At 68.9% G+C, this 25028-nt stretch carries 25 protein-coding genes; 4 read left to right on the forward strand and 21 right to left on the reverse strand.

Annotated features, from left to right (window positions below; all coding sequences use genetic code 11):
- Positions 1–30 precede the first annotated feature (30 nt).
- The 6 genes from QZ588_RS01800 to QZ588_RS01825 all read right to left on the reverse strand — a co-directional run bounded on the left by QZ588_RS01800 (position 31) and on the right by QZ588_RS01825 (position 4097).
- On the reverse strand, positions 31–288 hold the full coding sequence (locus QZ588_RS01800) for a transcriptional antiterminator, Rof (RefSeq protein ID WP_295539123.1): 258 nt from the start codon (positions 286–288) through the stop codon (positions 31–33).
- A 23-nt stretch (positions 289–311) separates the two neighbouring features.
- Positions 312–1205 (reverse strand): class I SAM-dependent methyltransferase, encoded by an 894-nt coding sequence (locus QZ588_RS01805; RefSeq protein WP_295539125.1) that lies wholly within the window; start codon positions 1203–1205, stop codon positions 312–314.
- Complete coding sequence (locus QZ588_RS01810) at positions 1198–2313, reverse strand: glycosyltransferase family 4 protein (RefSeq protein WP_295539127.1); 1116 nt, start codon at positions 2311–2313, stop codon at positions 1198–1200. The genes QZ588_RS01805 and QZ588_RS01810 overlap by 8 nt, the downstream gene beginning before the upstream one ends.
- Before the next feature lie 69 nt (positions 2314–2382).
- Complete coding sequence (locus tag QZ588_RS01815; RefSeq protein ID WP_295539130.1) at positions 2383–2787, reverse strand: 6-carboxytetrahydropterin synthase; 405 nt, start codon at positions 2785–2787, stop codon at positions 2383–2385.
- Positions 2788–2997: 210 nt separating this feature from the next.
- Positions 2998–3687 (reverse strand): RES family NAD+ phosphorylase, encoded by a 690-nt coding sequence (locus QZ588_RS01820; protein WP_295539133.1) that lies wholly within the window; start codon positions 3685–3687, stop codon positions 2998–3000.
- On the reverse strand, positions 3684–4097 hold the full coding sequence (locus QZ588_RS01825) for an MbcA/ParS/Xre antitoxin family protein (RefSeq protein ID WP_295539136.1): 414 nt from the start codon (positions 4095–4097) through the stop codon (positions 3684–3686). Before QZ588_RS01825 ends, QZ588_RS01820 begins: the two co-directional genes overlap by 4 nt.
- 244 nt (positions 4098–4341) lie before the next feature.
- Between QZ588_RS01825 and QZ588_RS01830 the strand changes: the two genes are divergently transcribed.
- Complete coding sequence (locus QZ588_RS01830) at positions 4342–4491, forward strand: hypothetical protein (RefSeq protein ID WP_295539139.1); 150 nt, start codon at positions 4342–4344, stop codon at positions 4489–4491.
- A gap of 166 nt (positions 4492–4657) precedes the next feature.
- On the opposite strand, the gene QZ588_RS01835 is transcribed toward QZ588_RS01830, so the two are convergent.
- The 7 genes from QZ588_RS01835 to hemB all read right to left on the reverse strand — a co-directional run bounded on the left by QZ588_RS01835 (position 4658) and on the right by hemB (position 12554).
- Positions 4658–5647 carry a zinc-binding alcohol dehydrogenase gene (locus QZ588_RS01835; RefSeq protein WP_295539141.1) on the reverse strand — a complete coding sequence of 330 codons (990 nt, stop codon included), beginning with the start codon at positions 5645–5647 and terminating at the stop codon, positions 4658–4660.
- 411 nt (positions 5648–6058) lie between these two features.
- The gene (locus QZ588_RS01840) at positions 6059–6847 is read right to left on the reverse strand and encodes an FkbM family methyltransferase (RefSeq protein ID WP_295539144.1); all 789 of its coding nucleotides are present in this window, start codon (positions 6845–6847) and stop codon (positions 6059–6061) included.
- A gap of 2 nt (positions 6848–6849) precedes the next feature.
- Positions 6850–8625: a glucans biosynthesis glucosyltransferase MdoH gene (gene mdoH / locus QZ588_RS01845; RefSeq protein ID WP_295539148.1), complete on the reverse strand. Its 1776-nt coding sequence runs from the start codon at positions 8623–8625 to the stop codon at positions 6850–6852.
- A gap of 324 nt (positions 8626–8949) precedes the next feature.
- Positions 8950–9642, reverse strand: coding sequence for a hypothetical protein (locus QZ588_RS01850; protein WP_295539152.1), 693 nt, complete (start codon positions 9640–9642; stop codon positions 8950–8952).
- 99 nt (positions 9643–9741) lie between these two features.
- The gene (locus tag QZ588_RS01855) at positions 9742–10605 is read right to left on the reverse strand and encodes an NAD(P)-dependent oxidoreductase (protein ID WP_295539262.1); all 864 of its coding nucleotides are present in this window, start codon (positions 10603–10605) and stop codon (positions 9742–9744) included.
- 108 nt (positions 10606–10713) lie between these two features.
- On the reverse strand, positions 10714–11541 hold the full coding sequence (gene aroE, locus QZ588_RS01860) for a shikimate dehydrogenase (protein WP_295539155.1): 828 nt from the start codon (positions 11539–11541) through the stop codon (positions 10714–10716).
- Entirely contained in the window at positions 11541–12554 is a 1014-nt protein-coding gene (hemB, locus tag QZ588_RS01865) for a porphobilinogen synthase (RefSeq protein WP_295539158.1), read from the reverse strand. Before hemB ends, aroE begins: the two co-directional genes overlap by 1 nt.
- Before the next feature lie 119 nt (positions 12555–12673).
- On the opposite strand from hemB, the gene QZ588_RS01870 reads away from it, so the two are divergent.
- Complete coding sequence (locus QZ588_RS01870; RefSeq protein ID WP_295539160.1) at positions 12674–13054, forward strand: thioredoxin domain-containing protein; 381 nt, start codon at positions 12674–12676, stop codon at positions 13052–13054.
- Positions 13055–13152: 98 nt separating this feature from the next.
- Here the strand turns inward: QZ588_RS01870 and leuA are convergent, their stop codons facing one another.
- Positions 13153–14856: a 2-isopropylmalate synthase gene (gene leuA / locus QZ588_RS01875; RefSeq protein ID WP_295539264.1), complete on the reverse strand. Its 1704-nt coding sequence runs from the start codon at positions 14854–14856 to the stop codon at positions 13153–13155.
- A gap of 341 nt (positions 14857–15197) precedes the next feature.
- On the opposite strand from leuA, the gene QZ588_RS01880 reads away from it, so the two are divergent.
- Both QZ588_RS01880 and QZ588_RS01885 read left to right on the forward strand, forming a co-directional pair.
- Entirely contained in the window at positions 15198–15659 is a 462-nt protein-coding gene (locus QZ588_RS01880) for an Lrp/AsnC family transcriptional regulator (RefSeq protein WP_295539162.1), read from the forward strand.
- Positions 15660–15722: 63 nt separating this feature from the next.
- Positions 15723–16436: a potassium channel family protein gene (locus QZ588_RS01885; protein ID WP_295539165.1), complete on the forward strand. Its 714-nt coding sequence runs from the start codon at positions 15723–15725 to the stop codon at positions 16434–16436.
- Positions 16437–16491: 55 nt separating this feature from the next.
- On the opposite strand, the gene QZ588_RS01890 is transcribed toward QZ588_RS01885, so the two are convergent.
- The 7 genes from QZ588_RS01890 to QZ588_RS01920 all read right to left on the reverse strand — a co-directional run bounded on the left by QZ588_RS01890 (position 16492) and on the right by QZ588_RS01920 (position 25027).
- On the reverse strand, positions 16492–16776 hold the full coding sequence (locus tag QZ588_RS01890) for a PepSY domain-containing protein (protein WP_295539168.1): 285 nt from the start codon (positions 16774–16776) through the stop codon (positions 16492–16494).
- A 227-nt stretch (positions 16777–17003) separates the two neighbouring features.
- Complete coding sequence (locus QZ588_RS01895) at positions 17004–18473, reverse strand: sensor histidine kinase (protein WP_295539170.1); 1470 nt, start codon at positions 18471–18473, stop codon at positions 17004–17006.
- Entirely contained in the window at positions 18451–19116 is a 666-nt protein-coding gene (locus QZ588_RS01900) for a response regulator transcription factor (protein ID WP_295539172.1), read from the reverse strand. Before QZ588_RS01900 ends, QZ588_RS01895 begins: the two co-directional genes overlap by 23 nt.
- An 87-nt stretch (positions 19117–19203) precedes the next feature.
- Entirely contained in the window at positions 19204–19515 is a 312-nt protein-coding gene (locus QZ588_RS01905; protein ID WP_295539174.1) for a PepSY domain-containing protein, read from the reverse strand.
- Positions 19516–19642: 127 nt separating this feature from the next.
- A complete protein-coding gene (locus QZ588_RS01910; RefSeq protein WP_295539175.1) occupies positions 19643–20074 on the reverse strand; it encodes a BLUF domain-containing protein in 432 nt (143 codons plus the stop codon).
- 93 nt (positions 20075–20167) lie between these two features.
- Positions 20168–22672 (reverse strand): glycogen/starch/alpha-glucan phosphorylase, encoded by a 2505-nt coding sequence (locus tag QZ588_RS01915; RefSeq protein ID WP_295539177.1) that lies wholly within the window; start codon positions 22670–22672, stop codon positions 20168–20170.
- A gap of 354 nt (positions 22673–23026) precedes the next feature.
- Entirely contained in the window at positions 23027–25027 is a 2001-nt protein-coding gene (locus tag QZ588_RS01920; RefSeq protein ID WP_295539178.1) for an ATP-binding cassette domain-containing protein, read from the reverse strand.
- Between the last annotated feature and the right edge of the window lies 1 nt (position 25028).

The raw sequence follows: 25028 nt of genomic DNA on the forward strand, positions 1-25028 counted from the left end.
ACCTTCGTGGGTTGGGCGGCGGCTGGCGGGTTATTCCGGGGCCTCGGCGGGCGCTGCATCGAGGAGCTGATCCAGCCGCAGCCGGCGCTCCACGCCGCCGGCGTCGCGCACCAGCAGCCACTCCGCGCCGTCGGCGACGCCAATGTCCAGGGGCAGCGCCAGCAGCGCGCCGGCGGACGCGGGCGCGGCGGGATCAGCGGCCACCACGAGCCGCAGCCACCGCCGACGCAGGATGGCGAGCTCCAGGGCCTCGTGTCGCGCACAGGCGATGGGATGGTAGTCGTTCATGGCGCCCCGGGGAGGTCTTTCGGTCACGGTAGGGCCAACAGGTCCACGTGGCCCACTTGCAGCCGTGAATGGCCCGTCGCCAGCCAGCGGCGGCGGTGCTGGAGCCAGGCGTCCAGCCCGGCGGTCGACGCCGCCGGGCCGGGAGGCGCCGCCATGGCCGCGGCCGCATCGCGCCAGCCCGCCAGCAGCGCCCGCTGCAGGTCCGCCGACTCGGCGCCGAGCACCCAGTCGCTGGCCGCCGTGCGCACCCGCCAGCCGAGCGCACGGCAGCATCGTGCGGCGCGCTCGGCGGCGGCGGGCCCGAGTGCCGGACCAAAGCCCTTGTCGGTGCGCTGGTGTTGGTTGACCAGATCGATGACCCGGGCATCCTCGGCATGCGCCGGCGAGAGCAGACAGCGACCGTCATAGCTTAGGGCGAAGAGCAGCGCGCAGCCGGCGGCGCGGCAGCGCCCGAGCAGGGCATCCAGCCAGGGCGCCGAGACCAGGTCCAGCAGCGCGGAGGCCGTCACCAGGCCCGCCGCCGGCGGCGCCAGGGCGGGCAAGTCGTGCGCCAGATCCAGCCGCCGGACCACCACCGCGGCCCGCCAGTCGTTGCCCACGAGCCGTGCGTCCGCGAGCTCCCCGCGCCAGTGCAGACCCGCGCTCCGCGCCCATGTGGTGGTGCTGGCGGGCAGTTGCGCCAGCAGCGCCGGGTCGTGGTCCACACAGGTCCAGTGCTGGCGGCGATGACCCGCCGCCGCCAACAGCGGCGCCAGGTGGCGCAGATTGGCCCCGGTGCCGCAGCCGAGGTCGAGCACCTGCAGCCCCCCAGCCTGCACCGGCGGCGGGCCCGCGAGCCCCTGGACCAACCCGTCCGCCCGCGCCGCCCGGTCCGCCGCTGCGCGCAATGCCAGCCAGTCGGCGCTGAACTCAGACATCGGCAACCGCCGCGGCGAAGCACGCCGCCGCCGCCGGCCAATCCGGCAGCCGCGCGCGGGCGCGGGCGGCGCCGGCGGCGAGCCGCCCGCGCAGCGCCGCATCGGTGAGCAGCCGGGAGAGCGCCCGGCGCAGGGCGGCCACCGACCCCGGCGCCACCAAAAGCCCGGCATCCGCGGGCACGGTGTCGGCAACGGCGCCGCCGGTGGTGCCCAGCACCGGCAGACCGCGGGCCAGGGCCTCGGCGTAGGCCATGCCGTAGCCTTCGAACCAGCTCGCCAGCACGAACAGATCCGCCCGCTGGTAGCACTCTGCGAGCGTCGTCGGCGCCACCTCGCCCAGCAGGCGCACCCGTGCGCCCAAGCCCAGCGTCTGGATGTGCGCGCGCAGCGCCGCCGCCGTGGCCGGCTCCCGGGTCAGACTGCCCACACAATCGAGCCGCCAAGGCAGGTGATCGAGCCCGGCGAGCGCCGTCACCAGCAGGTCATGCCCCTTGCGCGGCGTCACACTGCCCACGCAGAGCAGTTGCAGGGGGGCGCCGGGCGCAGGCCCCATACCCCTGGGTACACTGCCGCGGGCCAGCGGCGCCGGGTCCGTGCCCGGCTCCACCACACGCAACCGCCCCGTCGGCACGCCATAGTCCGCCATCAGGCGTGCGGTATGGGCGCTGGTGACCACCACCCGCCGGGCCTGGCACAGGGCCGCAGTCTCCGCAGCCCGCAGGCGCGCCGCCACCGCCGCATCCAATCCCGTCTCCAGTGCCAACGGATGATGGACCAGTGCAACCAGCCGCAGACGGTCCGCGTGGCGGGCGGCGACCGCCGGCATGGCGCCGAAGGCGAGACCGTCCACCACCGCCAGCGCCCCCGGGGGCAGCCCGGCGAGCGCCGCATCCGCCGCCGCCAAGTCCTGCTCCGACGGCAACGGAAAGGCGGCACCCAAGGCCTGTAGGCCCACCTCCCAGCCCAGCCGGCGCAGCCCCTCGGCGATGCGCCTGTCGTAGAGCGTGCCGCCGGTGAGTGCCGCCGGACTGCCGGGCAGCAACAGATGCAGGCGCGCGCGGCCGTGGCCGGGCTGCGACTGCGACGGGGCGGCGTCGGACGGGAGCATCGGACGCGACTTGCTGGGCCGGGATAGGCGGTGCGGGAGGGGGCGTGGGACAGCGGCGCGACGGCGTCGTCAGCCGCCGAGCACGCCCTCGTAGGCCGCCCAGGCCACATGGGACTCCCCCAGGGTGATGCGCATCGCCGTCAGGCCGGCGGCGCCGGGGCCCAGATCGCCCGCGGCGATGCGCGCCGCCATGCGCTCGAAGATGGCCCGGGCGAGAAACTCGGTGGTGGTATTCTGTCCGGCGAAATCCGGCTCGTCGTCGAGGTTGCGGTAATTGAGGGCACCCAGCACCTCGGCGAGCACCGCCGACGCCTTGCCGATGTCCACCACCAGGCCGTCGGCGTCCAGCGCCGGGCGCCTGAACTCACAGTCCACCACATAGGTCGCCCCGTGCAGGCGCTGGGCCGGACCGAAGATCTCGCCGCGAAAGCTGTGGGCGATCATGATGTGATCACGGACGGTGAGGCTATACATGCGGCGCTGCTCCCCCAAAAACGTTCAGCCTAACGCCAAACGCCCGCCGATGGCGAGCATTCACCCAAGGAACAGATCGCCGTAGGACGCAAGATCCGCAAGCGAATCCTGCGTGCGCTGGACGAAGCGACCGATGTGGTCATCGGCCATTTCCATGGCGATCACATACCACTCATAAAAGCTTGGAATTATGAGCGGCTTCTTGCAACGTCACGACACCTGCCAGACCTCGCCATCATCCAGCCGCTTAACGTAGTCCACGCGCTCCCCATCCCAGTGATACGCGAAATGCGCCCCTTGCGTCGGGATCGGGATCACGTCGGGCCAAAAGACAGCGAGGCACTGGCCCTCGGGAAAGCGGACGCTTGGCCAGGTGATGCCGTTCGATCCGGCCGCGCGGCGCTCGGCTCCGAAGAGTTGCGAGGGGCGGTAGTCGTCCGCATCCAGCAGATCAGCGCGGCCGGTGGCGTCGTCGAGATCGGTATCGATCGCCCCGATCAGTTCGCAGAACTGCGACGTCCAGCCGGGTGCCTCGTCCGTGGCGCGCATGAAGCGGGCGTGGTGATGGATGGTCTCCGCAATGGCCACCTCGGTGCGATCGCCCGCACAGTAGAGGCCGAAGCTGCCATCCGAGAACCGTCCCGGACGGAGGGGCGAGCAATGTACGAAGGGCGCCATGACCCAGCTGGCACCGGGTCCTCTCACACGCCGGGCCACCGGCAACTTGGACAGATCGCCGATGCTCTCGCGGATGCGGGGGTTGAACTTGGCTTCGGCAGAGGCCAAAGCCTCCCAGTCGGCAGGGTCGGCGATGTCTTCGAAGAGGTCGATGGGCGGATGGATGGTGCGGATGATCCGGACCGTGCGCGGCCATGTCACGCGCCGGACAGGCGCATTCACCAGGCACCCCGTTCGGCATCGAGATAGACGCGCAGGTCGATCAGGTCGGTGATCTCTCCCCGGAGCATGACGTCCAGCGCGCTTCGGCCTGCGAAGGCAGCGTTCGGCTTGCGGATCCAGGCATAGCCACGGGCAGGGTCGGTGAACACATAGCGCAGTGCCTTATGGATCCCCATCAGGGTCGCCAGACGCGCGCGCAGGTCGCGGTCGATCCGGCCGATATCCCCGGTCTTCCAGCGCGCCCATGTGCGCTGCGCCATGTCGCCGAGCACGATGCGGGCTTCTGCATCCGTCAGCCCCCAGGCGCGGAATAGGTTGACCGTTGCGCGCGCCAGTGCTGCCGCCTCCTCGTCGGTGATCACGGGAAGGTCGGTGCGTGCGAGGACAGGCTGAACCGTGGCGAACTGCATGGCTATCTCCTTTGGCATTAAAATAGAGAATATATGCCAAAAGGCAAGGGAGGGGCAGCTTCGATCGCCTCCAGCCCTTTTTCCTGTCTTTGGCTGGAGGCAACCGGCGCACCGACCGAGGTCGGTTCACCGCCTGCAACGTCGACCTCCGGGACGCGCTCGCCGGCACGCTACCCCTGGGCCATGCTGCCGGCAGCGGCTGTTCGAGTCGCTGCCGCTGGTCTGTCCCAACTGCGGCGTGGACATGCGCATCATCGTCTTCATCACCGAGGCCGCGCCCATCAAGCAGATGCTGACCCAAATCAGTGAGCATGTGATTTCGAGGAAAACGCCGATCTGGTCGGCGCGATCAATGTTCTCAGGGCGGGACTCGCCCGTTGCGCCTGTGAAGTAAGCAATGCAGTCAGGTCGCCAGCAGCAGGAACCCACCGAAGCGACTGACCCCGGCTCGATGCTGGGATGAGCGCCGTAGGAATCCCCCGACTTTAGGCGGGGGAGGATGTCAATGGCTACAGGCTCGCCTCGCCGACACCGCAAGCACAGTCCATGTCAACGGACTATTACCCGTACCGGATGCGTTGCGTCAGGGTAGAATCCGGGGCGGATGCGAGCCGCGCCTGTATCGCCGCCAGCTCGTCGAAGGGTGCGTCATCGGTGATGAGCGCATCCAGCGCCGCGGCCTGCGACTGCGCCAGCAGCGCCAGCGCCAATTGCAGACGACGCCGATGGCCCCACCGCGGGCGCTGCGCCGCCGCGACGCTGCCCACCTGCGACGACACCAGCCGCAGCCGGCGTTGGTGGAAGGCGGCTCCCAGCGGCAGTGTCACCGCCCGGTCACCGAACCAGCTCAGCTCCAGCACCGTCGCCTCGAAACCGGCGAGCCCCAGGGCGGTGACCAGCCCCGCCGGATTACCGCTGGCATGGATCACCAGGTCCGCCTCCGGCGTCGCCGTCTCCGGGCTGCGAAACACCGCCCCCAGGGCGCCGGCAATGGCCGCTCGGCCTGCATTGGTGTCGATAAGCTCCACTTGGCAGCCGGGCACCTGCGCTGCGAGCCAGGCCGCCAGACAGCCGAGGGTACCGGCGCCGACCACGGCGATGCGATCGCCGATCCGGGGCAGCCCATCCCAGAGCCCGTTCACCGCCGTCTCCAGATTGGCGGCCAGCACAGCCCGCCCCGGCGGCAGATCAGCCGGCAGCGGTGTGACGGCATCCGCGGGTACCTGATAACAGTCCTGGTGCGGATACAGGCAATAGACCAGCCGGCCGCACAACGCCTCCGGACCGGCCACCACCTCGCCGACATTGATGTAGCCGTACTTCACCGGGGCCGGGAAATCGCCCGCCTGGAAAGGCGCACGCATGCGCTGATACTCACTCGCCGGCACCTCACCGCGAAACACCAGTCCCTCGGTGCCGCGGCTGATGCCGGAATAGCGCGTGTGCACCCGCACCCAGCCCGCGGGCAGGTCCGGCAACACCTCGCTGCGAATCTCGCCTCGACCCGGCGCCGTGACCCAAAAGGCCCGCGCTTGCGTCTCACCCGTCATAACCTCTCCCGCGCCCAGTCAATGGCCATTGCTCGCGGTACCGACACACGTCTGCAGGGACGTCTCCACGACGTCCCCCGCAAGCCGCCACAGACACCACCACAATCTTCAGTGGTCTGGGTGGCGGCTGGTGGGGGTCTCGACCGCAGGGATGCGGTCGTGAAGCCTACAGGGATGTATCCACGGCGTCCCCCGCCCGCCGCTACCCAGACCACGATCGCAGGCACACACGCCAGTCGCCACCCAAATCACGATCGCAGACACCAGCACAAGTGGTCTGGGTGGCGGCTGGTGGGGGTCTCGACCGCAGGGATGCGGTCGTGAAGCCTACAGGGACGTATTCACGGCGTCCCCCGCCAGCCGCTACCCAGACCACGGCCCCACGCACACACTAAACTGAAACGCGACGCCTCAACCCCGCAGCGCATAGATGTCGCCGGAGTTCGCCTGCGCCGGGAGCGCATCCAGCCAGGCGCGAATACCATCGGCATTCGTCCAGGCCGTATGCAGCAAATGCTGACTCTCGCCGAGCGCCGCATTGAAACGATAGGCCCCGAGCCGCTGACACTCCAGCAGCGCCGCCCTGGCCACCGGCCGCTGGATGGTGGTGAACTCGAACGAGAAGGCCGGCGGCGCCTGGCTGAGCCCCCGCAGCACCTGATCCTCATAGCCCTCGACATCGATCTTCACGAAGCGCGGCGCACCGAAGCGCTGGATGAGCGCATCCAGCGTCGTCACCGGCACCTGCAGCCGCTGCTCCCAGCGCTGGCCCTGCCAAGAGGGTGCGCCTGCGGCGGCGCGGATGAAATCGGGCGACGCCGTGCTGATGGTGGGATTATCCAGATTCAGGTGCATGGTCGCCGTGCCGGGGGCGGCCCCCACCGCCGCCTGCACGACGCTCACCTGCCCATCGCGACCGTAGAGCAGCCGCAACAGATGCGCCAGCAGCGGCTGCGGCTCCACCGCGACCACCCGCATCCCCAGGCGGCGGAAGCTCGCCACCCGGTCGCCGACGTGGGCGCCGATGTCGAACACCAAATCCCCGCGCCCGGCGAAGCGCGCGTGCATGCGGTCCAGGGCGCCGCGGCGGTGGGGCCGGTAGTAGATGCCGAGCGAGCGCAGCACGCCGAGCAGCCCGCGCACCGGCCCCGGCAGCCGCAGCCTCCCCGGCCCCGAGCCGGCCGACGCGCTGCGGCGCACCGTCAGTCCACGCGCTCGGCCGCCGCCTCGCCGAGCGGCAGGTACGGCGGCAGTGGCCGCGACGCCAGCGCCGGCAAGTGCAGGGCGGCCACCGCCGGCGCCGGCAGCGTCTCCTCCGGAATCCGCCACAGGCCGATGCGTGCGACCAAATGGCCGAGCACCGGCACCGACGTCACGACCGCCACCGGCACGGCGGCGAGGGCAATGGCGAAGAAGGGCGAGAAGAAGAGCGCACCCGGCGGGCTGAACCAGGCGAACCAAGCCACACCGATGCCCCCGAACAGCGTCTGCGGCCACAGCCGGCGCAGCGCCGCCAGGGGGCTGACCCAGTGCACCGCACGCCGCTGCGCCCCCCACACCGCCGCCCGACCGAGCGCCAATCCCGCGATGAACACCGCATGGCCCACGGCGAGGATGGGCGCCATGACAACGGAAAAGGCCATGTCGCCGACGGCACCCGCCAGCAGACGCCCACCGCCGCCGAACCGCAGCCGTCGGTCGCGATCCAGTGCCACCTCCAGCAACGCCCCGATCTTGGGCGCAAACGCCATGCCCATACTCAGCGCAAACACGGCGAGCCCGGGGCCGGCGTGGAAGCTGGGCCCGCTGTCGAAGGCCAGCGGCAGCGCGAACAACAGCATCAGCAACACCCAGGCGGTGGAGCCGATGAAGCCGCCGGTGGCGAGGGCCAGATTCACGCGGCTCACCGGGTGCAGCGCGGGCCAGCGCAGCAGCTTGAAGTACTGCATGTTGCCGTGACACCAGCGCAGGTCGCGGCGCAGATATTCCGTGAGCGTGGTTGGTGTTTCTTCCCAACTGCCGCTCTCGAGCAGCATCACCCGCACCTCGTAGCCGGCGCGGCGCATCAGTGCGGCCTCCACCTGATCGTGGCTCAGCACCCAGCCGGCCAGTGGTCCGCGTCCCGGCAGCGGCGCCAGGTGGCAATGCGCCATGAAGGGCTGCAGACGGATCAGCGCGTTGTGTCCCCAGTAGGGGCCCGCGTCCTGCTGCCACCAGGCGTTGCCGGCGGTGAAGCCGTTCATCAGCATGCGCATGCCAAACTGCAGCGGCCGGGCGAAGGCGCTGGTGGTGGGCAGGCCCGCCATCAGGGATTGCAGAATGCCAAGCTCGGGCGCCTGCTGCAGGGTGCGCACCATGCGCAGGATGACATCCGCTTCCATCAGGCTGTCGGCATCGAGCACCAGCATGAAGTCGTGCTGGTGGCCCCAGCGCTCGCAGAAGTCGCGGATGTTGCCGGCCTTGAAGCCCGGGTTGTCCAGCCGACGCCGGTAGGTGACCCCCATGCGCCCATGCCAGCGCTCGGCGAGGGCCTGCACCCGCGCCTCCTCGGCGGCGATGACCTCGGGCCAGTGGGAATCGCTCAGTACATAGACATGGAATCGATCCGCCACGCCGGAGGCCACCAGCCCCTCGATCATCACGTCCAGGTTGCGGCCCACCAGGTCCGCGTCCTCGTTACGGATACAGCTCACCAGCGCCGTGCTGGTGGTGACGGGGCTGCGGTCGGTGGCCTCCACCAGCGCCGGGCAAACGGTCCGCGCCAGATCGGGGCTGGTGCGTGCGAGTGACAGCCCGATGACGGCGTTCCAGAAGGCGATGGCGTTGAAGGGCACCGTCAGCGCGAAGAGGCCGGTGATGACCACGTCCAGGGCATCGAAGCCGCCGGCGGACAAGGTCCAGACCATGAGCGCGGTGGCGACCAGCAGGGTTGAGGTCACCAGCGCCGCAAATAGCTGACGGCGGCGGTGAACGGGCATGCCGGCAGCGATGGGCCGCCGGTCGGCGCCGCCATCGAGAGCGGTCGAAGGCTGCAGACTGCGCATGAAAGACATCCTGGATTCGGCTGGATGGCGCAGGGACCCGCGGGGCCGCGGCACGGCGAGCTCGCGGCGGGCAGACAGGAACCCGACACCCGACTTGCGCTCGTAATGAGGGAGATCCCTAATATTGCAAGGACCCCGAAGGTGCCGTGTCATCGAGCGTGCCCATCGCCGCGACTCGCCGCGCGCCGGCAAGGGCGGTGGGCTTTGAGCGCTGCTGACGCACAGGCCGGGACCTGTGCTGCGAACATCGGCAGCAGATCAGGGTTGGTGGGGCTGGTCGGCACCACCGGCGTCCGCCAGGGCTCGACGCAGGTGCTCCAGACGCGCTAGCAGATCGCCAACGGGCGCACCCCGCTCGCTCAGGCGGCGTTGCAGCGCATCGGCTTCATCCACGATGACGGCGAGCTGGGGGCCGTCGAAGAGCTCGCAGGCGGCGGCGAATTCCGCATCCGTCGCGCTCAGCAGCGACGGCGTCAGATCCTGGGGGCGGATGGGGCTCTGCGGATGCAGCAGATCGGCGACCAGGGGCTGTTCCAGGAGCCGGAAGTGGATCTCCCGCGCCGCCGTCTCGTCGGCGAGCTCCTGTTGCGCGGTCGGATCATCGCCGACATGACGCAGCAGCGTGCGCATGATGACAGCGATGAGCTTGCCCAGCCCCCGCTTCGCCTCGGTCTGGTCCTCCGGCAAGCCGCAGGCCTGCTCGTAGTGGCGCTCCAGATCGGCCTTCAGCGCCAGCACCGGATCGCTGCCCGCGTCCGCTGGCAGGTCCGCCGCCCGTTCCACCAGCTCCCGGAAGGCTTCCCGGAAGGCCTCCAGCGCCTCATGGTCCAGCCGCTGGGCCTCCAGCAACTGCTCCGGCGGTACTTCCCGGGGCGGCCATGCAAACAGTGGATTCAGGTGCCGCCGGCGCAGGTGGCGCTCATGACGGCCGGGGTGCTGGGTGAATGACATTGGCGGTTTGGAGGACCAGAAGGTAGGAACTGGGAGTTAAGGCAAGTGTGATCCGTCGACGAAGCGTTCCGCCGTGGCGGTCGGGGCCCGGCACCGGGCTCACAGCCCCTGGCCGATCGCTTCGTACAAGGCCGCATAGTCGGCATCGCCGTAGCCGGCGTCGATGGCCCGCTCGGCCGCCGCCGCCACCGCCGCCAGCAGTGCCGTGTCGAGCCCGGCCTCACCCATGACGTCCTCCATCAGCCGCACGTCCTTCAACAGATGCTTGAGCGGGAAATTGGCGCTGGCGTAGTCGTGCGCCAGGTACTTGCCGAGCTTTTTGTCGAAGGTGGGGGCATACAGTGCGCTGCCTCGCAGCACGGCCATGAATTGCTCCACGTCGAGACCGGCCTGGCGCACCAGGCCGAGGCTCAGCGAGAAGCTGGTGGTGAGTCCGGCGATGAGCTGATTCATGGCCAGCTTGAGCGCCGCCGCCTGACCGACCCCGCCGATATGACGCGGGGCCTGCGACAGCGCCTCGAGCACCGGCAGGCAGCGCTCATACAAGGCCTGATCGCCGCCGGCCATGACCAGCAGCTTGCCGTCGCGGGCCTCGGGCAGGCTGCCGAGCACCGGCGCTTCCAGATAGGCGCCGCCGGCGGCGGCCACGCGCTCGCTCAAGGTGCGGCTCTGCGCCGGTGCGATGGTCCCCATCTGCACGATGACGCGCCCGGCCAGCGCCGGCGCCGTCTCGTCGGTGAAGAGGGTCGCTGCGATGGCCGCGGCGTCGGCCAGCAGCAGCACCACCACGTCGGCATCGGCGATGGCGGCGGCAGGTGTCTGCGACAGACGAATGCCGAGGGTGGCGAGGGGTGCCGCTTTGTCGGCGGTGCGATTCCACGCGCTCACAGCAAACCCCTGGGCCTTGAGGCGGATAGCGATCTCGCTGCCGAGCAGTCCGGTGCCGAGGATGCTGACCTGCATCATGAGCCTCTTTGGTGGTTGTTGGGCAATCGGTAGGGCCGTAGCGGGGCCGGCCGATGACCGCAGCGACCCTGCCGATCTTCATCGGCGGGCGTCATCGGCGGGCGCTCAGCGGCTCGCGGCGGCGCCGCGCAGCATGGCGATGACGGGCGCCGTGTCGGGCCGCACGCCGCGCCAGAGCCGAAAGGACTCCGCCGCCTGCTCCACCAGCATGCCGAGGCCGTCCAGCGCCCGTGCGGCGCCCTGGGCCTCGCCCCAGCGGCAAAAGGGCGTCGGCGCATCGCCGTAGACCAGGTCGTAGACCCAGGCGTCGGCGGCCAGGAGCCCATGCGGCAACGCCGGCACCTCGCCGTCGAGCCCGCTGGAGGTGGCATTGATGATCAGATCGAAGGCGCGGCCTGCCAGGTCATCCAGCCCGCAGCCGTCGACCGCCGTTGCGGCAACGCCTTGGGCGAGCGCCAGTGCCTTGGCGGGCGTGCGATTGGCGATGGTGAGCGCCGCCGGGCCGGCCTCCAGCAGCGCGCCGAGCACACCGCGGGCGGCCCCGCCGGCACCGAGCAGCAGCACCCGCTGGCGCGTGAAGTCGAAGCCGTGGTTGTCGCGCAGGTCCCGAACCAGCCCGATGCCGTCGGTGTTATCGCCGCGCAGGCGCCCGTCGTCCAGCACGAGGATGGTGTTGACGGCGCCGGCGGCTGCCGCGCGCTCGCTGCGGTCTGCCAGCAGGGCCCAGGCCTCCTGCTTGAACGGCACCGTCACATTCAGCCCGCGGCCGCCGTCGGCCACGAAGGCGCGCACGTCGCCGGCGAAGTCCTCCAGGCTGCCCAGAATACGCCCATAGTCCATGCGCTGGCCCGTCTGCCGGGCAAAGGCCGCATGAATCTGCGGCGATTTGCTGTGGGCGATGGGATTGCCGATGACGGCGTAGTGATCGGACATCAGCCCCCCATCCACTCCGCCGCCTGCTTGGCATAGTAGGTGAGGATGCCGTCGGCGCCGGCGCGCTTGCAGCCCATCAGCGCCTCCAGCACCACCGCCCGCTCGTCGAGCCAGCCCTGCTGGCCGGCGGCCTTGAGCATCGCGTATTCACCGCTGACATGGTAAACGAAGGTCGGGGCGGCGAAGCGGTCTTTCACACGCCGGACGATATCGAGGTAGGGCATGCCCGGCTTCACCATGACCATGTCCGCGCCCTCGGCGAGATCCAGCGCCACTTCGTGCAGGGCCTCGTCCGAGTTGGCCGGGTCCATCTGGTAGGTGTACTTGTTGCCGCCGCCCAGGTTGGCCGCCGAGCCCACGGCGTCGCGGAAGGGCCCGTAGAAGCTGGAGGCGTACTTCGCCGAGTAGGCCATGATGCGGGTGTTGATGGCGCCGGCTTCCTCCAGCGCCGCGCGCACGGCGCCGATGCGCCCGTCCATCATGTCCGACGGGGCGACGATGTCCGCCCCCGCTTCGGCATGGGATACCGCTTGGCGCACGAGCACCTCGACGGTGGCGTCGTTCATCACGTAGCCCGCGGCGTCGATGAGGCCGTCCTGGCCATGGGTGGTGAAGGGATCCAGCGCCACATCGGTCATCACACCCAGGTCCGGCACGGCATCCTTGAGCGCCTTCACCGCCCGCTGCGCCAGACCGTCTGGGTTGTAGGCCTCACGCGCGTCCTCGGACTTCGCCGCCATGGGCGTCACCGGGAACAGGGCCATGGCCGGCACGCCGAGCCCGGCGACGGCCCGGGCCTCTTCCACCAGCAGATCGATGCTCAAGCGCTCGACACCGGGCATGGAGGGCACCGCCTCGCGCTGGCCGGCGCCCTCGAGCACGAACACCGGATAGATGAAGTCGTCCGGGGTCAGCGCCGTCTCGCGCATGAGCCGGCGCGAGAAGTCGTCCCGGCGCATGCGACGCATGCGCGTGGTGGGATAGGCTGCACGTTGCGTGAGGACGTCGGTCATGGGCGGATTCCGCATTGAACTTGGGCTTCTCAGCCCACAACGATAGCGCATCCACGGTCGATGCCTCCACCCCGAGCCCGCACGTTGATCCGCACCCGCAGGAGGCCCGCAGAGCGCTCATGTCATTCAACGACCACGCAAACAGCCCCCACGTCATCGACATCGACCAGGAGCGCTTCGAGCAGGAGGTGATCCTCGCCTCCCGAACACTGCCGGTGCTGGTGGATTTCTGGGCGGATTGGTGCGCCCCCTGTCATCAGCTGGCACCACACCTGCACCGCGTCGTCGATGAGCTCGCCGGCGCCATCCGGCTCGCCAAGGTGGAGGTGGACGCGGGCGAGAACATGAAGCTTGCAGGCCACTTCCGGCTGCGCGGCTTTCCGACGGTCATCCTGTTCCAGGACGGCGAGGAGCGCGGGCGCTTCAGCGGCTCGCGCTCCAGTCACCAGATCCGCGCCTGGCTGCAGGAGCACCTGGGCGCCGGCGACGCGGCGGCCTGAGGGCGAGCGGGCCGAGCCGGGATGGCCCGAGCGCGCACGGCCGGCGGCGGCGCCGCGGAGGCGGCATGACGACATCGCCAAGCTGCCCCGGCACCGCCTCAGGCGGCGGCGAGCGGCGCCCGATCCGCCGCGCCCGGCGCCTGTTCGGCGGCACGGTTCAGCGCCGACAGCACCGCCCGCAGCGATGCACCGAGGGTATCCCGGTCGATGGCCGCGCCCGGCACCTGCCGACCTTCGATGTCCAGCAGCACATAGGCCGCGGCCTCCGCATCCGTGCCCGCGCCGATGGCGTGCTCCTGGTAGTCGACCACCTTCACCTCGGTGCCGAAGGCCCGCCGCCAGGCATCCGCAAAAGCCGCAATGGCGCCCTCGCCCTCGCCGGTGATGGCACGCTCGACATCGCTGGCCTGAACGCGTGCCTCGATGCGCTCGCGGCCGTTGCGGTGCAGCCGGTAGCCCGCGAGGCGGGTCGGTGCCTGCCGGCCATCGTGCACGAAATGCGCTTGGAACAGCGCATGGATGCGCTCAGCATCGATGATGCCGCCGCGCTGCTCGCTCTCGCGCTGCACGATGGGCGCCAGCGCCTGTTGCAGCCAGCGCGGCAGATTCAGGCCGTAGTCGCGCTCGAGCACGAAGGCGATGCCGCCCTTGCCGGACTGGCTGTTGACACGGATGACGGCCTCGTAGCTGCGACCGATATCCGCCGGATCGATGGGCAGATAGGCCACCTGCCAGGGCAGATCCTCGGCGGCACGCTGATGGCGCAGGGACTTGCCGATGGCGTCCTGATGGCTGCCGGAGAAGGCGGTGTACACCAGCTCCCCCACCCAGGGGTGGCGCGGATGGCAGGCGATACCCGTGCAGCGCTCGGTCACGGCGATGATCCGGTCCGGGTCCGACAGGTCCAGCTGGGGATCGACGCCCTGGCTGTAGAGATTCATGGCCACGGTCACCAAGTCCATGTTGCCGGTGCGCTCGCCGTTACCGAGCAGCGTGCCCTCCAGCCGGTCGGCGCCGGCCAACAGACCCAGCTCCGCCGCCGCCGCGGCCCCGCCACGGTCGTTATGGGTATGCAGCGACACGATCACCGCCTCGCGCCGGTCCAACTGGCGGCAGAACCACTCCACCTGATCCGCGAAGACGTTCGGGCTCGCCGACTCCACCGTCGCCGGCAGGTTGACGATGCAGGGCGCCGCCGGCGTCGGCTGCCACACGTCCAGCACGGCGTTGACCACCTCGATGGCATACTCCGGCTCGGTCTGCGAGAAGCTCTCCGGCGAGTATTGAAAGGTCCAGCGGGTGCCGGGGTACTTGGCCGCCTCGCGCTGCACCAGCTCGGCGCCGCGCACGGCGATGGCCTTCACATCTGCACGCTCGGCGCCGAACACCCATTCGCGCTGCACCGGCGACGTGCTGTTGTAGACATGCACGATCGCCTGGTGCACGCCATCCAGCGCCGCGAAGGTACGCTGAATGAGGTCCTCCCGGGCTTGGGTGAGCACCTGGATGGTCACATCTTCGGGGATCTGGCGTTCCTCGATGAGCCAGCGCACGAAGTCATGGTCGGGCTGGCTCGCGGACGGAAAGCCCACCTCGATCTCCTTCAGCCCGATGGCCACCAGCAGCCGCCACAGCGCCTGCTTCTGCGCAACACTCATGGGCGCCAGCAGCGCCTGGTTGCCGTCGCGCAGGTCCACGCTGGCCCAGCGCGGAGCGCGGCTGATGGTGCGGTCCGGCCAGCTGCGGTCGGCGAGCTGGACGGTCGGAGCGGGGCGGTATTTGCGGTGATCGAACATGGTCAGGCGCTAGGTTCTGGGGGTTAGGTTCTGGGGGCTGGGGTCGAGGTTCTGGGTTCGAGGGTTGGCGGCTCCGGACTGCGCCGGGTTACGGCCGCAGGCGTGGGAGCCACTGGCGCGGGCCGTCGCCTTGTGGGCTTGGCCCCCGCCGGCTTGTGGCCGACGCTGCATAGTCTGCGCGCATCGACCCCGCAGGTGATTGCGAATATGCCCCATGGATCGGCTTAATTGGCAATAATCTGTCGCATATAGCGCCTGTTGCGCAATTTGAACTATATTTTGCAAATCTGCGCAGTACTAAACACGGACGTCAGAAGAGCCGCCCCCAGCCCCCAGCCCATCGACGCATGCTCGACAACTACGACAAACGCATTCTCGACATCCTGCAGCAGGATGGACGCATCAGTAACCAGGAGCTCGCCGATCGCATCGGGCTGTCACCATCGCCCTGTCTGCGACGGGTGCGGGCGCTGGAGGAGGCCGGCATCATCGAAGGCTACCGGGCGCTGCTGAGCGCCAAGGCACTGGGGCTGAACCTCATCGCCTTCCTCAGCATCGCCATGGACCGGCACACGCCCGAGCGCTTCGCCAATTTCGACGCCCGGGTGGCGGCCATGCCGGAGGTGCTGGAATGCTTCCTCATCACCGGCCGCGACGCCGACTACCAGCTCAAGGTCATCGTCCGCGACATGGACGCCTACCAGGACCTGCTGCTGAACAAGCTGACCCGCATCGAGGGCGTGAGCGGCGTGCACTCCAGCTTCGTGCTGCGGCGCGTGGTGGAGCGCACGACACTGCCGGTGACGTGAGACAAACGCAGCCGCCCCCGGCCAGCGCCGGCGGCGGGCTGCCCCGAAGGTACGGGAGAAAAGATGCCAATGCCCGACGAGCACACAACTCAGCAGCGCACCGGCCGTTATTTCGTTTTGCTGTTCGGCTACATGATGGCGCAGCTGGCGATCTTGCCGATGTTCGAGGGCAATGAAACCTTGGGGGCCATCAGCGACCTCGCCTATGTCGTCGTCGTGTTCTACGTTGCCTACGCGATCCGGCACGACAACCTCTTCTGGACGACCGCAGTCTTCTTCGGTCTTATCCTGATCTTCTATGGCGTGCTCGTGCTCCATCCCCACGAGCGCGCCGTCTTCGTCGCCCTGAACTGCGCCGCCGGAGGCTTTCTGGTCACCGTCATCGTCAGTCTGATCGGCTTCATCCTGAAGCAGGAGCGCATCACGCTCGGCGGCGTGCTCGGCGGGCTTTGCGTCTATCTGCTGATCGGGGCGACCTTCACCGTCGCCTATGTCAATGTCGAGCTGCTGCGGCCCGGCTCCTTCGATTTCGGCGTGCACGGCTCAGACCCGGACGTCCTCCAGCTCTATGATCTGCTCTACTTCTACAGCTTCGTGTCGCTGCTGACCATCGGCTATGGGGACATCGTGCCAATGTCGAATCTGGCACAGTCCCTGTCCGTCCTCGAAGGGGTGATCGGCCAGTTCTATCTGGTGTTCAACATGGCCGTCCTGGTCGGCATGTATGTCTACGGCCGGCAGTCGCCGGAGGCCGACCGCTCAGGCGACGGCGAGTGATTGGCGCTGGCTGGCCATGCGTCGCGCCGTTGACCAAGTCGGCGGCGACCATGGCTCAGTCACGCTCCTCGTACAGCAGGCTGCCGTCATCGATGGCGTAGTAGAGTTCCCACTCCTGGCCGTTGGCATCGCGGATTTCCACCTCCCAGGCCTCGCGGCCGTTCTTGCGCTCGCGGTCGGTGCCCATGACCTCGCCGGGGCGCTGCGCCAGCGCCTTGTCCACGGCCTGCTGCATGGTCAAAGGCGCAGCGGCGGGAGCCCCCGTGTCCGCCTCCGCGGCGTGGAGACCGCCGGCGGCAAGGAGGGTGAGAATGGCGGCGATGCGGGATGCGGTGTGCATGTTTGTACTCCTGAGCAAGGGTGCGCGGTATGCCAGCGGCTGCGTGGACTTCCACGAGCCACCAGACTGAGACACAGCTTGCACGAGGATGCTGAAACCGAGCTGAACGCGGCAGCTATCCTTCGCGGAGGCAGACGCATGGCTTCGACGCGTGTGGCGCCGGCGGGATCACCTTTGGGCTGTCGGGTCCCGGCCGCAGGCGCCCACGAGCGGCGCAGGGCTCGGCTTTAGTCGTTGTTCACCGGCACCGGCAGATCCACGCGGGCCAGGAAGCCGCCCAGACGCGGCGAGCGTTCCAGCCGTATCGCACCGCCGTAGGACTCGGTGATCTCCCGGACGATGGCCAGCCCCAGCCCATGGCCATCCACCTGCTCGTCCAGGCGCTCGCCGCGGCGGGCAATTTGGGCCAGCTCGGCGTCGCTGCAACCGGGGCCGTCGTCCTCCACCAGCAGTCGCAGGCCGCCGCTGTCCTGCGCCGGCGCCAGCGTGCAGCGGACCCTTGCATGGGCCCATTTGCAGGCGTTGTCCAGCAGGTTACCGAGGATCTCCAGCAGGTCCTCGCGATCCAGGGAGACGGGTTGGGACAGCTGGCTCCGGCAGTCGATGTCCAACGCCTTGTGTCGATACATGGCGAGCAGTAAGCGCTTCAGGTCCGGCAATTCCAGTGCCGGATCGAAGACAGAGCCGGGCCGCGCGCGCCCGGCGATGCGCGCGCGCTTGAGCTCGCGCTCCACCAGCGCTGTGATGCGCTCCACCTCACCGGCACAGACGCGCCGCGGGCTATCAGCGGGCTCCCAGTCCGCGTCCGCTGCCGTTCGCGCCGGCCACCGCAGCTGCTGGCGCATCAGACTGAGGGGCCCCTTCAGCGCATGGGCAAGGTTGCCTGCGGCGTTGCGTGAGCGGGTCAAGCGTTGCTCGTAGACGGCGAGCAGGCCGTTGAGCTTGCGCACCAGGGGCAGGATCTCCGCCGGCACTTGCTCGGTCAGGCGATTGGCGGTGCCGCGCTCCAGCGCATCGATGTCCTGATAGACGGGCCTGAGTCGCCGGAAGGAGCGGCGCAGGATGGCTCGCTGCAGCACCAGCATCGCCAACAGGCCGACGACAGCCAGCGCCGCGAATGTCTGCTCGTAGACCCGCAGCGTGCCGAGCAGCGGGCTCAGGTCCTCGGCGACGGCGATGGTAACGGGCCCCGCCGCCACCCGGTAGCCCGCCGCGCGTACCAGGAGTGGTTGCCCCATGGGGCCGTCGCGATACCAGATGCGTACCTCCCCGATCCGCACCGGCGCCACCTCCAGATCCTGATCCCAGAGGGAGCGCGAGCGAACCACCTGCGCGCCGGTCAAGACCTTGAAATAATGTCCGGAGAAGGGCTGACGATAGACGGGCAGCAGCTGCTGGCCGGCGCCAGCCACGTCGTCGATGCGCTCCAGGCGCCCGAGCAGCGCCTGGGTGTCGTGCTCCAGCCGGGAGAGCACGTAGGCATCGGTGGTGCGGTGCAATGCCATGTGCCCGAGCCACCAGGCGGCGCCGATCAGGAGCGCCAAGCTCAAACCCAGCCCCAGATTGAGCCGGTTCTCCAGCGAGTCCCTGGGGGTGAAGCCCCGTCGATGGATGGCAGTGAGCCAACTGGCAACGCCGGTTGGACCGACGGACTGCCGCTCGGAGGCGGGCGCGTCAGGGCCGGGACGGGAAGACATAACCCTGCCCGCGCCGGGTGCGCAGATGCTGCCGACCGATCTTGCTGCGGAGTCGGCGCACATAAACCTCGATGGTGTTGCCGCCGGGCTCGGCGTGCTGATCGTAGACGTGATCGGCGATCCATTCCTTCGACAACACCTTGTCGGGGTTGCGCATGAACGCACGCAGCAAGCGGAACTCCGTCGCCGTCAGGGCTTGCTCGCCGCCGTCCGCCAGCAGGACGCACCGGCGGTCCTCATCCAGCGTCAGCCCGGCCACGCGCAGCCGCAGGCTGGCCTGACCACCACTGCGGCGGGTGAGCGCCTGCAGCCGTGCAATCAGCTCCTGTACGTGGAAGGGCTTGCCCAGGTAGTCGTCGGCGCCGGCGCGCAGGCCGTCGACCCGCTCGTGCCAGGCGTCACGCGCGGTGAGTATCAGCACCGGCGTGCGGATATCGGCGGCACGCCACTCGGCGAGCACCTCGAGTCCGGCCTTACCCGGCAGCCCCAGGTCCAGCACGATGACGTCGTAGGGCTGTTCCGTGCCCCAAAAAGCGCCGTCGACGCCGTTTCCGGCCCAGTCCACCGCATAGCCCGCATCGGCCAGGTCCCGGCGCAGTCCACGGGCGAGCCCGCCGTCGTCTTCGATGAGCAACAAGCGCATGCCAGCCGGGATAGGTGCTCAAAGGGGAAGCCATCCGCTGCCCGCGCGTCGGCGCAGCGCGCACAACGTTACCACCGCCAGCGCGCCTCAGTCGTCGAGCTCGACTTCGATCAGCGCGCCGGTGCTGGCGTCGAGTTCCACCTCCCAGAGCCGGCCGTCGGCATCCAGCACCTCCATCTCGTACACGTAGGTGCCGTGCTCACGCTCGTATTCCAGCTCCAGCTCGATGAGCGTGCCGGGCCTGGCCTCGCGCAGCAGCGGCAGAATCTCTTCCAACGTCAGGATGGCGCCCTCCTGCGCCAGCCGGCGGGCGCGGTCAGCGTCGGAGTCGGCCTGCGCCAAAGGCGGGCAGCAAAACAGCGTGATCACCGCGGTGGCAACGGATGGGCGCGTGTGCATCGGCTTGGCGCTCGAATGATGGCCGTTGCGCCGATCATGCGTCTCGACTCGAAAGGCCGCTTGTGTCTTGCGACGCCGATCCGTCATGAGCGCATGGTCGGAGTTGGTGCAGGCTATGGCGCATCTGCTACAGCGCCCGCGCCGGGTCCAGGCCCCGCTCGCGCACCCTGTGCAGAATCGCCTTGGCACGGCCCATGGCCTCCATCATCGGCTGCAGCCCCTGCGCGGAGCCGTCGGGGCTGGGGAATTCCAGCCATTCGCTGTCAGGCAGCGCCTGGAAGCCCATGCTCCAGTCCGGGCACTGACGCTCTGCCACATGTTCCTCGAATGCCAAAGCCACATCGTGATGACGCTCGTCCCTGGCGATCTGCGCGTACAGCGCGCGCACCACAGACTCTTCGCCTTCCAGCAGTTGGATGAACTGATCACCGCTGTAGAGGAGCAGACCGGTGATGCCGAGCGCCGTGTTCTTGTGCCGGGAGGTGGTGAGCAGGTCCACCAGGTCTTCGCGCTGCATATCGCGGCTGGCGGTGCTCAGGTAACAGAGTTGAAAGATCATCGATGCGCTTCCGGGTTGCTGTGCTGCGAAAGGGGTCAGGCGCCGGGCAGCCGCAGAGGCGTTCCCGGCGTACCCGGGCGCTCGGGGGTTGCTTCAAGGTGCCGGCGGCACCGGCTCCATGTGCCAGATGTCGTTGTTGTACTCAGCGATGGTGCGATCCGACGAAAAGAAGCCGCTGTGAGCCGTATTCAGCACGCTCATGCGCAGCCAGCGCTCGCGATCCTGGTAGGTTTCGGCGGCCAGCAGCTGCGCGCGGCGATAGCTGTCGAAGTCCGCCGCCGTCAGCCAGGGATCATGGGGGCTGCGGATGCCATGCACCAGCGGGTCGAAGATCCCCTGCTCGAACTGACTGAAGTGACCGCACTCCAAAAGCTGCATGACTTCTGCAAGCGCCGGGTCGTTGGCGATGATGCCGTTGGGATCATAGTGACCGCGGATGCGCTGCACCTCCTCGGCGGTGTGGCCGAACAGGAAGAAATTGTCCTCGCCCACCTGCTCGCGGATCTCGATGTTGGCGCCATCGAGGGTGCCGATGGTAACGGCGCCGTTCATCATGAACTTCATGTTGCCGGTGCCCGACGCCTCCTTGCCGGCGGTGGAGACCTGTTCCGACAGATCGGTGCCAGGGGCGAGCACCTCCATGACGGACACCCGATAGTCCGGGATGAAGGCCACCCGCAGCTGCTCGCGCACCACCGGGTCCGCATTGATGACGCCGGCGACGTTGTTGATGAGCTTGATGATGAGCTTGGCCATCTCGTAGCCCGGCGCCGCCTTGCCGCCGATGAGCACGCAGCGGGGCGCGCCGATGTCCGCGTCACCGTGCTTGATGCGGTTGTAGAGGTGGATCACATGGAGCACGTTCAGCAGTTGGCGCTTGTATTCGTGAATGCGCTTCACCTGCACGTCGAACATGAAGTCCACCGGGAACTCCACGTCACAGTTGGCGGCGATCAGGCCCGCGAGGCGCGCCTTGTTCTGGCGCTTGATGGTGTCCCAGCGCTCCCGGAAAGCGGCATCGTCGGCATGCGGTGCGAGCTGCTCCAGGCGCTTGAGGTCGTGCACCCAGTGCTCGCCGATGGTCTCGTCCAGCAGGGCGTGCAGGCCGGGATTGCACATGGCGAGCCACCGCCGGGGCGTCACACCGTTGGTTTTGTTGTTGAATTTCCCGGGCCAGAGCTCGTACCAGTCGCGAAACAGACCCTCTTTCAGCAGCTGCGAGTGCAGCGCGGCGACGCCGTTGACCGAAAAACTGCCGACGATGGCCAGATAGGCCATGCGCACCTGGGGGTCGCCGCCCTCCTCGATGAGCGACATGCGGCGCTGACGGTCCATATCCCCGGGCCAGCGCGCGGCGACTTTGGACAGGAATCTGGCGTTGATCTCGTAGATGATCTCCAGCACCCGTGGCAACAATTGCTGGAACAACCGCACCGGCCAGCGCTCCAGCGCCTCCGGCAGCAGGGTGTGGTTGGTGTAGGCCATGGTCCGGGTGGTGATGTCCCAAGCCGTCTCCCAATCCAGGTGCTGCTCGTCCACCAGCTGGCGCATCAGCTCCGGCACCGACACCGCGGGATGGGTGTCGTTGAGCTGGAAGCAGTTCTTGTCGGCGAACGCAGTGAAGTCACGGCCATGCAGTCTGGTCCACTCCCGCAGCACGTCCTTGATGCTGGCACAGGCCAAAAAGAACTGCTGACGCAGCCGCAGCTCCTTGCCGTTCTCGCTGGCGTCGTTGGGATAGAGCACCATGGTGATGTGCTCGGCGTTGTTCTTGGCTGCCACCGACTCGGGATAGCTGCCGGCGTTGAACTCACCGAGATCGAACTCGTCGGTGGCCGCCGCGGACCACAGCCGCAGCGTATTGATGGTGTTGTTCCGATAGCCGGGTATCGGGATGTCATAGGGCACCGCCAGCACGTCGTGGGTATCCACCCAGCGCCGATGCAGGCGCCCGGACTCGTCCTTGTAATGCTCGGTGTGGCCGCCGAAGGGAACGCGCTGGGTGTACTCGGGGCGCTCCAGCTCCCAGGGGTTGCCGTCGCGCAGCCAGTGGTCCGGCTCCTCCAGCTGGCGGCCGTTCTCGATGAGCTGGCGGAACATGCCGTACTCGTAACGCAGCCCGTAGCCTTTCACCGGCAGTTGCAGGGTCGCGCAGCTGTCCAGGAAGCAGGCGGCGAGACGGCCGAGGCCACCGTTGCCGAGACCCGCATCCATTTCCGCAGCCTCGATCTCCTCGTAGACCAGGCCCAGGTCGTAGAGCGCCTGCTGGGCGGCGTCGTCGATGCCGAGGTTGAGCAGCGCGTTGCTGAGCGAGCGCCCCATCAGGAATTCCAGCGACAGGTAGTAGGTGCGCTTGCAGTCGGCCTGATCGTGGGCCGCGCGGGTCCGCTTCCAGCGCTCCATCAACCGGTCGCGCAGCGCGATGGCCAGCGCCTTATACGGATAGTAAGCGGACTTGCAGTCGCGGTCGCGACCCAGGGTATAGGCGTAGTAACGCTTGAAATCCCGGGCGATGCCCTCTTTGTCCATGGGCAGGGGCGCGAGATCGAACAGCGCCGCTTTCGGCGCGCTCTGACTGAGGTCTCTGAATGGCGACATGGAAGATAGTCCAGGCATGGGGTCCGAGATGAGCCGCGGCGGTTCGTTGGCGGTACGGGCCGCCGTCGTGCCAAAGTCGTTGAAGCAAGAAACGATCCGTCGGCGCCGACGTTGGAACTAAAGATAACGCGCCCCAGCCATGGCGCGAAGCCGTTTATGCCCCATACGGTCGAGATTTTTCAGTGGGGACTGACACCAGGCATGTCGGCGCCCGATTTTGGCGCGAGGATCACGCACCAGGTGCCCCGTCGGTGCAGCCGCCCACACCCTGCAGCGGCCCCTGAACAGGCCTCGCCCGGGTGCACAGCGCGCTGCATCTGCTCACCGCACGGGGCCAACCGGCATGATTCAGCCCTATGCCTCCGGGGCCTCCAGGGCTTCCAGGGCCTCCAGCGCCGCGGCGGCCTCGAGCCAGTCGGCCTCGGCCTGCGCCAGTTCGGCATCGATGCGCTGCTTGTCGGCGATCAAGGTCAGCAGGCGCGGCTTGGCATCATCGGTATAGAGGGCAGGATCCGCAAGGGCTGCCTCCAATGCGCTGCACGCATGGCTCAGGCGCTCGACCTCGCCCTCCAGCGCTTGCACCCGCCGCCTCGCCGGTTGCAGCCGGGCCCGCTGCGCGGCCTCGCGGCGACGCTGATCCTTGCGGGAGGCCGCGGCGTCGCCGTTGGACGGAGTCTCAGCAGCCTGCTCGGCGCTTGCCCGCGGCCCGTCATCCGGCCGCGCCGCGGGCGTGGCCCGGGCCTGCGCTTTATTGCGGGCGGCGAGCCACGCCGGATAGTCATCGAGGCTGCCGGCGAAGGGCTCGGCGCGGCCGCCGTCCACCAGCAGCAGAGTGTCACAGGTGACCCGCAGCAGATGGCGGTCGTGGGAGACCAGCACCAGCGCGCCCTCGAACCCGAGCAGGGCCTCACTCAGCGCCAGGCGCATGTCCAGGTCCAGGTGATTGGTGGGCTCGTCCAGCAGCAGCAGATTCGGGCGCTGCCAGACGATGAGCGCAAGCGCCAGCCTGGCCTTCTCGCCACCGGAGAAGGGCGCCACGGGCTCGGTGGCGCGCTCGCCCTGGAAGCCGAAGCCGCCGAGGAAGTCGCGCAGCTGCTGCTCCGTGGCGGGCTTGACGCCCGGTTGCTCGGCCTGGGCTTGCAGCCGCTCGAGATGTCTGAGCGGTGAGGCGTCGGGGTCCAGCTGGTCCACCTGGTGCTGGGCGAAGTAACCGATGACCAGCCCCTGCCCCGCTTCGCGCCGCCCGCGGCGCGGCGCGATGAGCCCCGCCAGCAGCTTGATGAGGGTGGACTTGCCGGCGCCGTTGGGTCCGAGCAGCGCAATGCGATCCTCCGGGCGCAGACTCATGCCGACGTCCGCCAGCACCGTGGTCTCGCCCTGGGCCGTGGCATAGCCCGCGCGCACGTCCTCCAGCCGCAGCAGGGGGTCGGGCTGTGCCTGCGGCGGGCGAAAGCTGAAGCGAAACGGCGAGTCGACGTGCGCCGGCGCGATGAGCTCCATGCGCTCCAGGGCCTTCAGGCGGCTCTGTGCCTGGCGGGCCTTGGTGGCCTTGGCGCGGAAGCGGTCCACGAACGCGCGCATGTGTGCCACTTCGCGCCGCTGGCGCTCGTGGGCGGCCTGCTGCTGCGCGAGGTGCTCCGTGCGCTGGCGCTCGAAGGCGGAATAACCGCCGGCGTACACCTTCAGGCCGCGGCGTTCCACGTGGCAGATGCGCTCCACCACGGCGTCCAGGAAGTCACGGTCGTGGGAGATGAGCAGCAAGGTGCCGGGATAGGCCCGCAGCCAGCCCTCCAGCCAGATGACCGCGTCCAGATCCAGGTGATTGGTGGGCTCGTCCAGCAGCAGCAGGTCCGAGCGGCACATCAGCGCCTGCGCCAGGGCCAGGCGCATGCGCCAGCCGCCGGAGTAGCTCGACACGGCGCGCCGCTCGTCCCCCACCGCGAAGCCCAGTCCGTGCAGCAGCCGCGCCGCGCGGGATTCCGCCGTGTAGCCGCCGATGGCCTCGAGCCGCCCGTGCAGGGCCGCCTGGGTGACGCCGTCGTCGGCGGCCTCGGCGGCGGCGAGCCGGTGCTGCACCTCGCGCAGCTCCGTGTCGCCGTCCATCACGAATTCGAGGGCCGCCCGCTCGCCACCGGGCGTCTGCTGCGCCACATGGGCCATGCGCCAGTCCGGCGGCAAGGTCACGACGCCGGCATCCGGCTGCAGCTCACCGCGCAGCAGCGCGAACAGGCTCGACTTGCCACAGCCGTTGGCACCCGTGAGCCCCACCCGCTGACCCGCATGCACCCGCAGGTCCGCCCCTTCCAGCAACAGCTTGGGGCCGCGGCGCAGCGTGATGCCGGCGAGCTCCAGCATG

The organism is uncultured Thiohalocapsa sp. (assembly GCF_913062725.1).
In the GTDB taxonomy this organism is placed as follows: domain Bacteria; phylum Pseudomonadota; class Gammaproteobacteria; order Chromatiales; family Chromatiaceae; genus Thiohalocapsa.

Bases quoted from the DNA above. Each gene is read 5' to 3' on its own strand.
- QZ588_RS01800 (WP_295539123.1), bottom strand. From the start codon at position 288: ATGAACGACTACCATCCCATCGCCTGTGCGCGACACGAGGCCCTGGAG.
- QZ588_RS01805 (WP_295539125.1), bottom strand. From the start codon at position 1,205: ATGTCTGAGTTCAGCGCCGACTGGCTGGCATTGCGCGCAGCGGCGGAC.
- QZ588_RS01810 (WP_295539127.1), bottom strand. From the start codon at position 2,313: ATGCTCCCGTCCGACGCCGCCCCGTCGCAGTCGCAGCCCGGCCACGGC.
- QZ588_RS01815 (WP_295539130.1), bottom strand. From the start codon at position 2,787: ATGTATAGCCTCACCGTCCGTGATCACATCATGATCGCCCACAGCTTT.
- QZ588_RS01825 (WP_295539136.1), bottom strand. From the start codon at position 4,097: ATGCAGTTCGCCACGGTTCAGCCTGTCCTCGCACGCACCGACCTTCCC.
- QZ588_RS01830 (WP_295539139.1), top strand. From the start codon at position 4,342: ATGCGCATCATCGTCTTCATCACCGAGGCCGCGCCCATCAAGCAGATG.
- QZ588_RS01835 (WP_295539141.1), bottom strand. From the start codon at position 5,647: ATGACGGGTGAGACGCAAGCGCGGGCCTTTTGGGTCACGGCGCCGGGT.
- mdoH (WP_295539148.1), bottom strand. From the start codon at position 8,625: ATGCCCGTTCACCGCCGCCGTCAGCTATTTGCGGCGCTGGTGACCTCA.
- QZ588_RS01850 (WP_295539152.1), bottom strand. From the start codon at position 9,642: ATGTCATTCACCCAGCACCCCGGCCGTCATGAGCGCCACCTGCGCCGG.
- QZ588_RS01855 (WP_295539262.1), bottom strand. From the start codon at position 10,605: ATGCAGGTCAGCATCCTCGGCACCGGACTGCTCGGCAGCGAGATCGCT.
- aroE (WP_295539155.1), bottom strand. From the start codon at position 11,541: ATGTCCGATCACTACGCCGTCATCGGCAATCCCATCGCCCACAGCAAA.
- hemB (WP_295539158.1), bottom strand. From the start codon at position 12,554: ATGACCGACGTCCTCACGCAACGTGCAGCCTATCCCACCACGCGCATG.
- QZ588_RS01870 (WP_295539160.1), top strand. From the start codon at position 12,674: ATGTCATTCAACGACCACGCAAACAGCCCCCACGTCATCGACATCGAC.
- QZ588_RS01880 (WP_295539162.1), top strand. From the start codon at position 15,198: ATGCTCGACAACTACGACAAACGCATTCTCGACATCCTGCAGCAGGAT.
- QZ588_RS01885 (WP_295539165.1), top strand. From the start codon at position 15,723: ATGCCAATGCCCGACGAGCACACAACTCAGCAGCGCACCGGCCGTTAT.
- QZ588_RS01890 (WP_295539168.1), bottom strand. From the start codon at position 16,776: ATGCACACCGCATCCCGCATCGCCGCCATTCTCACCCTCCTTGCCGCC.
- QZ588_RS01895 (WP_295539170.1), bottom strand. From the start codon at position 18,473: ATGTCTTCCCGTCCCGGCCCTGACGCGCCCGCCTCCGAGCGGCAGTCC.
- QZ588_RS01900 (WP_295539172.1), bottom strand. From the start codon at position 19,116: ATGCGCTTGTTGCTCATCGAAGACGACGGCGGGCTCGCCCGTGGACTG.
- QZ588_RS01905 (WP_295539174.1), bottom strand. From the start codon at position 19,515: ATGCACACGCGCCCATCCGTTGCCACCGCGGTGATCACGCTGTTTTGC.
- QZ588_RS01910 (WP_295539175.1), bottom strand. From the start codon at position 20,074: ATGATCTTTCAACTCTGTTACCTGAGCACCGCCAGCCGCGATATGCAG.
- QZ588_RS01915 (WP_295539177.1), bottom strand. From the start codon at position 22,672: ATGTCGCCATTCAGAGACCTCAGTCAGAGCGCGCCGAAAGCGGCGCTG.
- QZ588_RS01920 (WP_295539178.1), bottom strand. From the start codon at position 25,027: ATGCTGGAGCTCGCCGGCATCACGCTGCGCCGCGGCCCCAAGCTGTTG.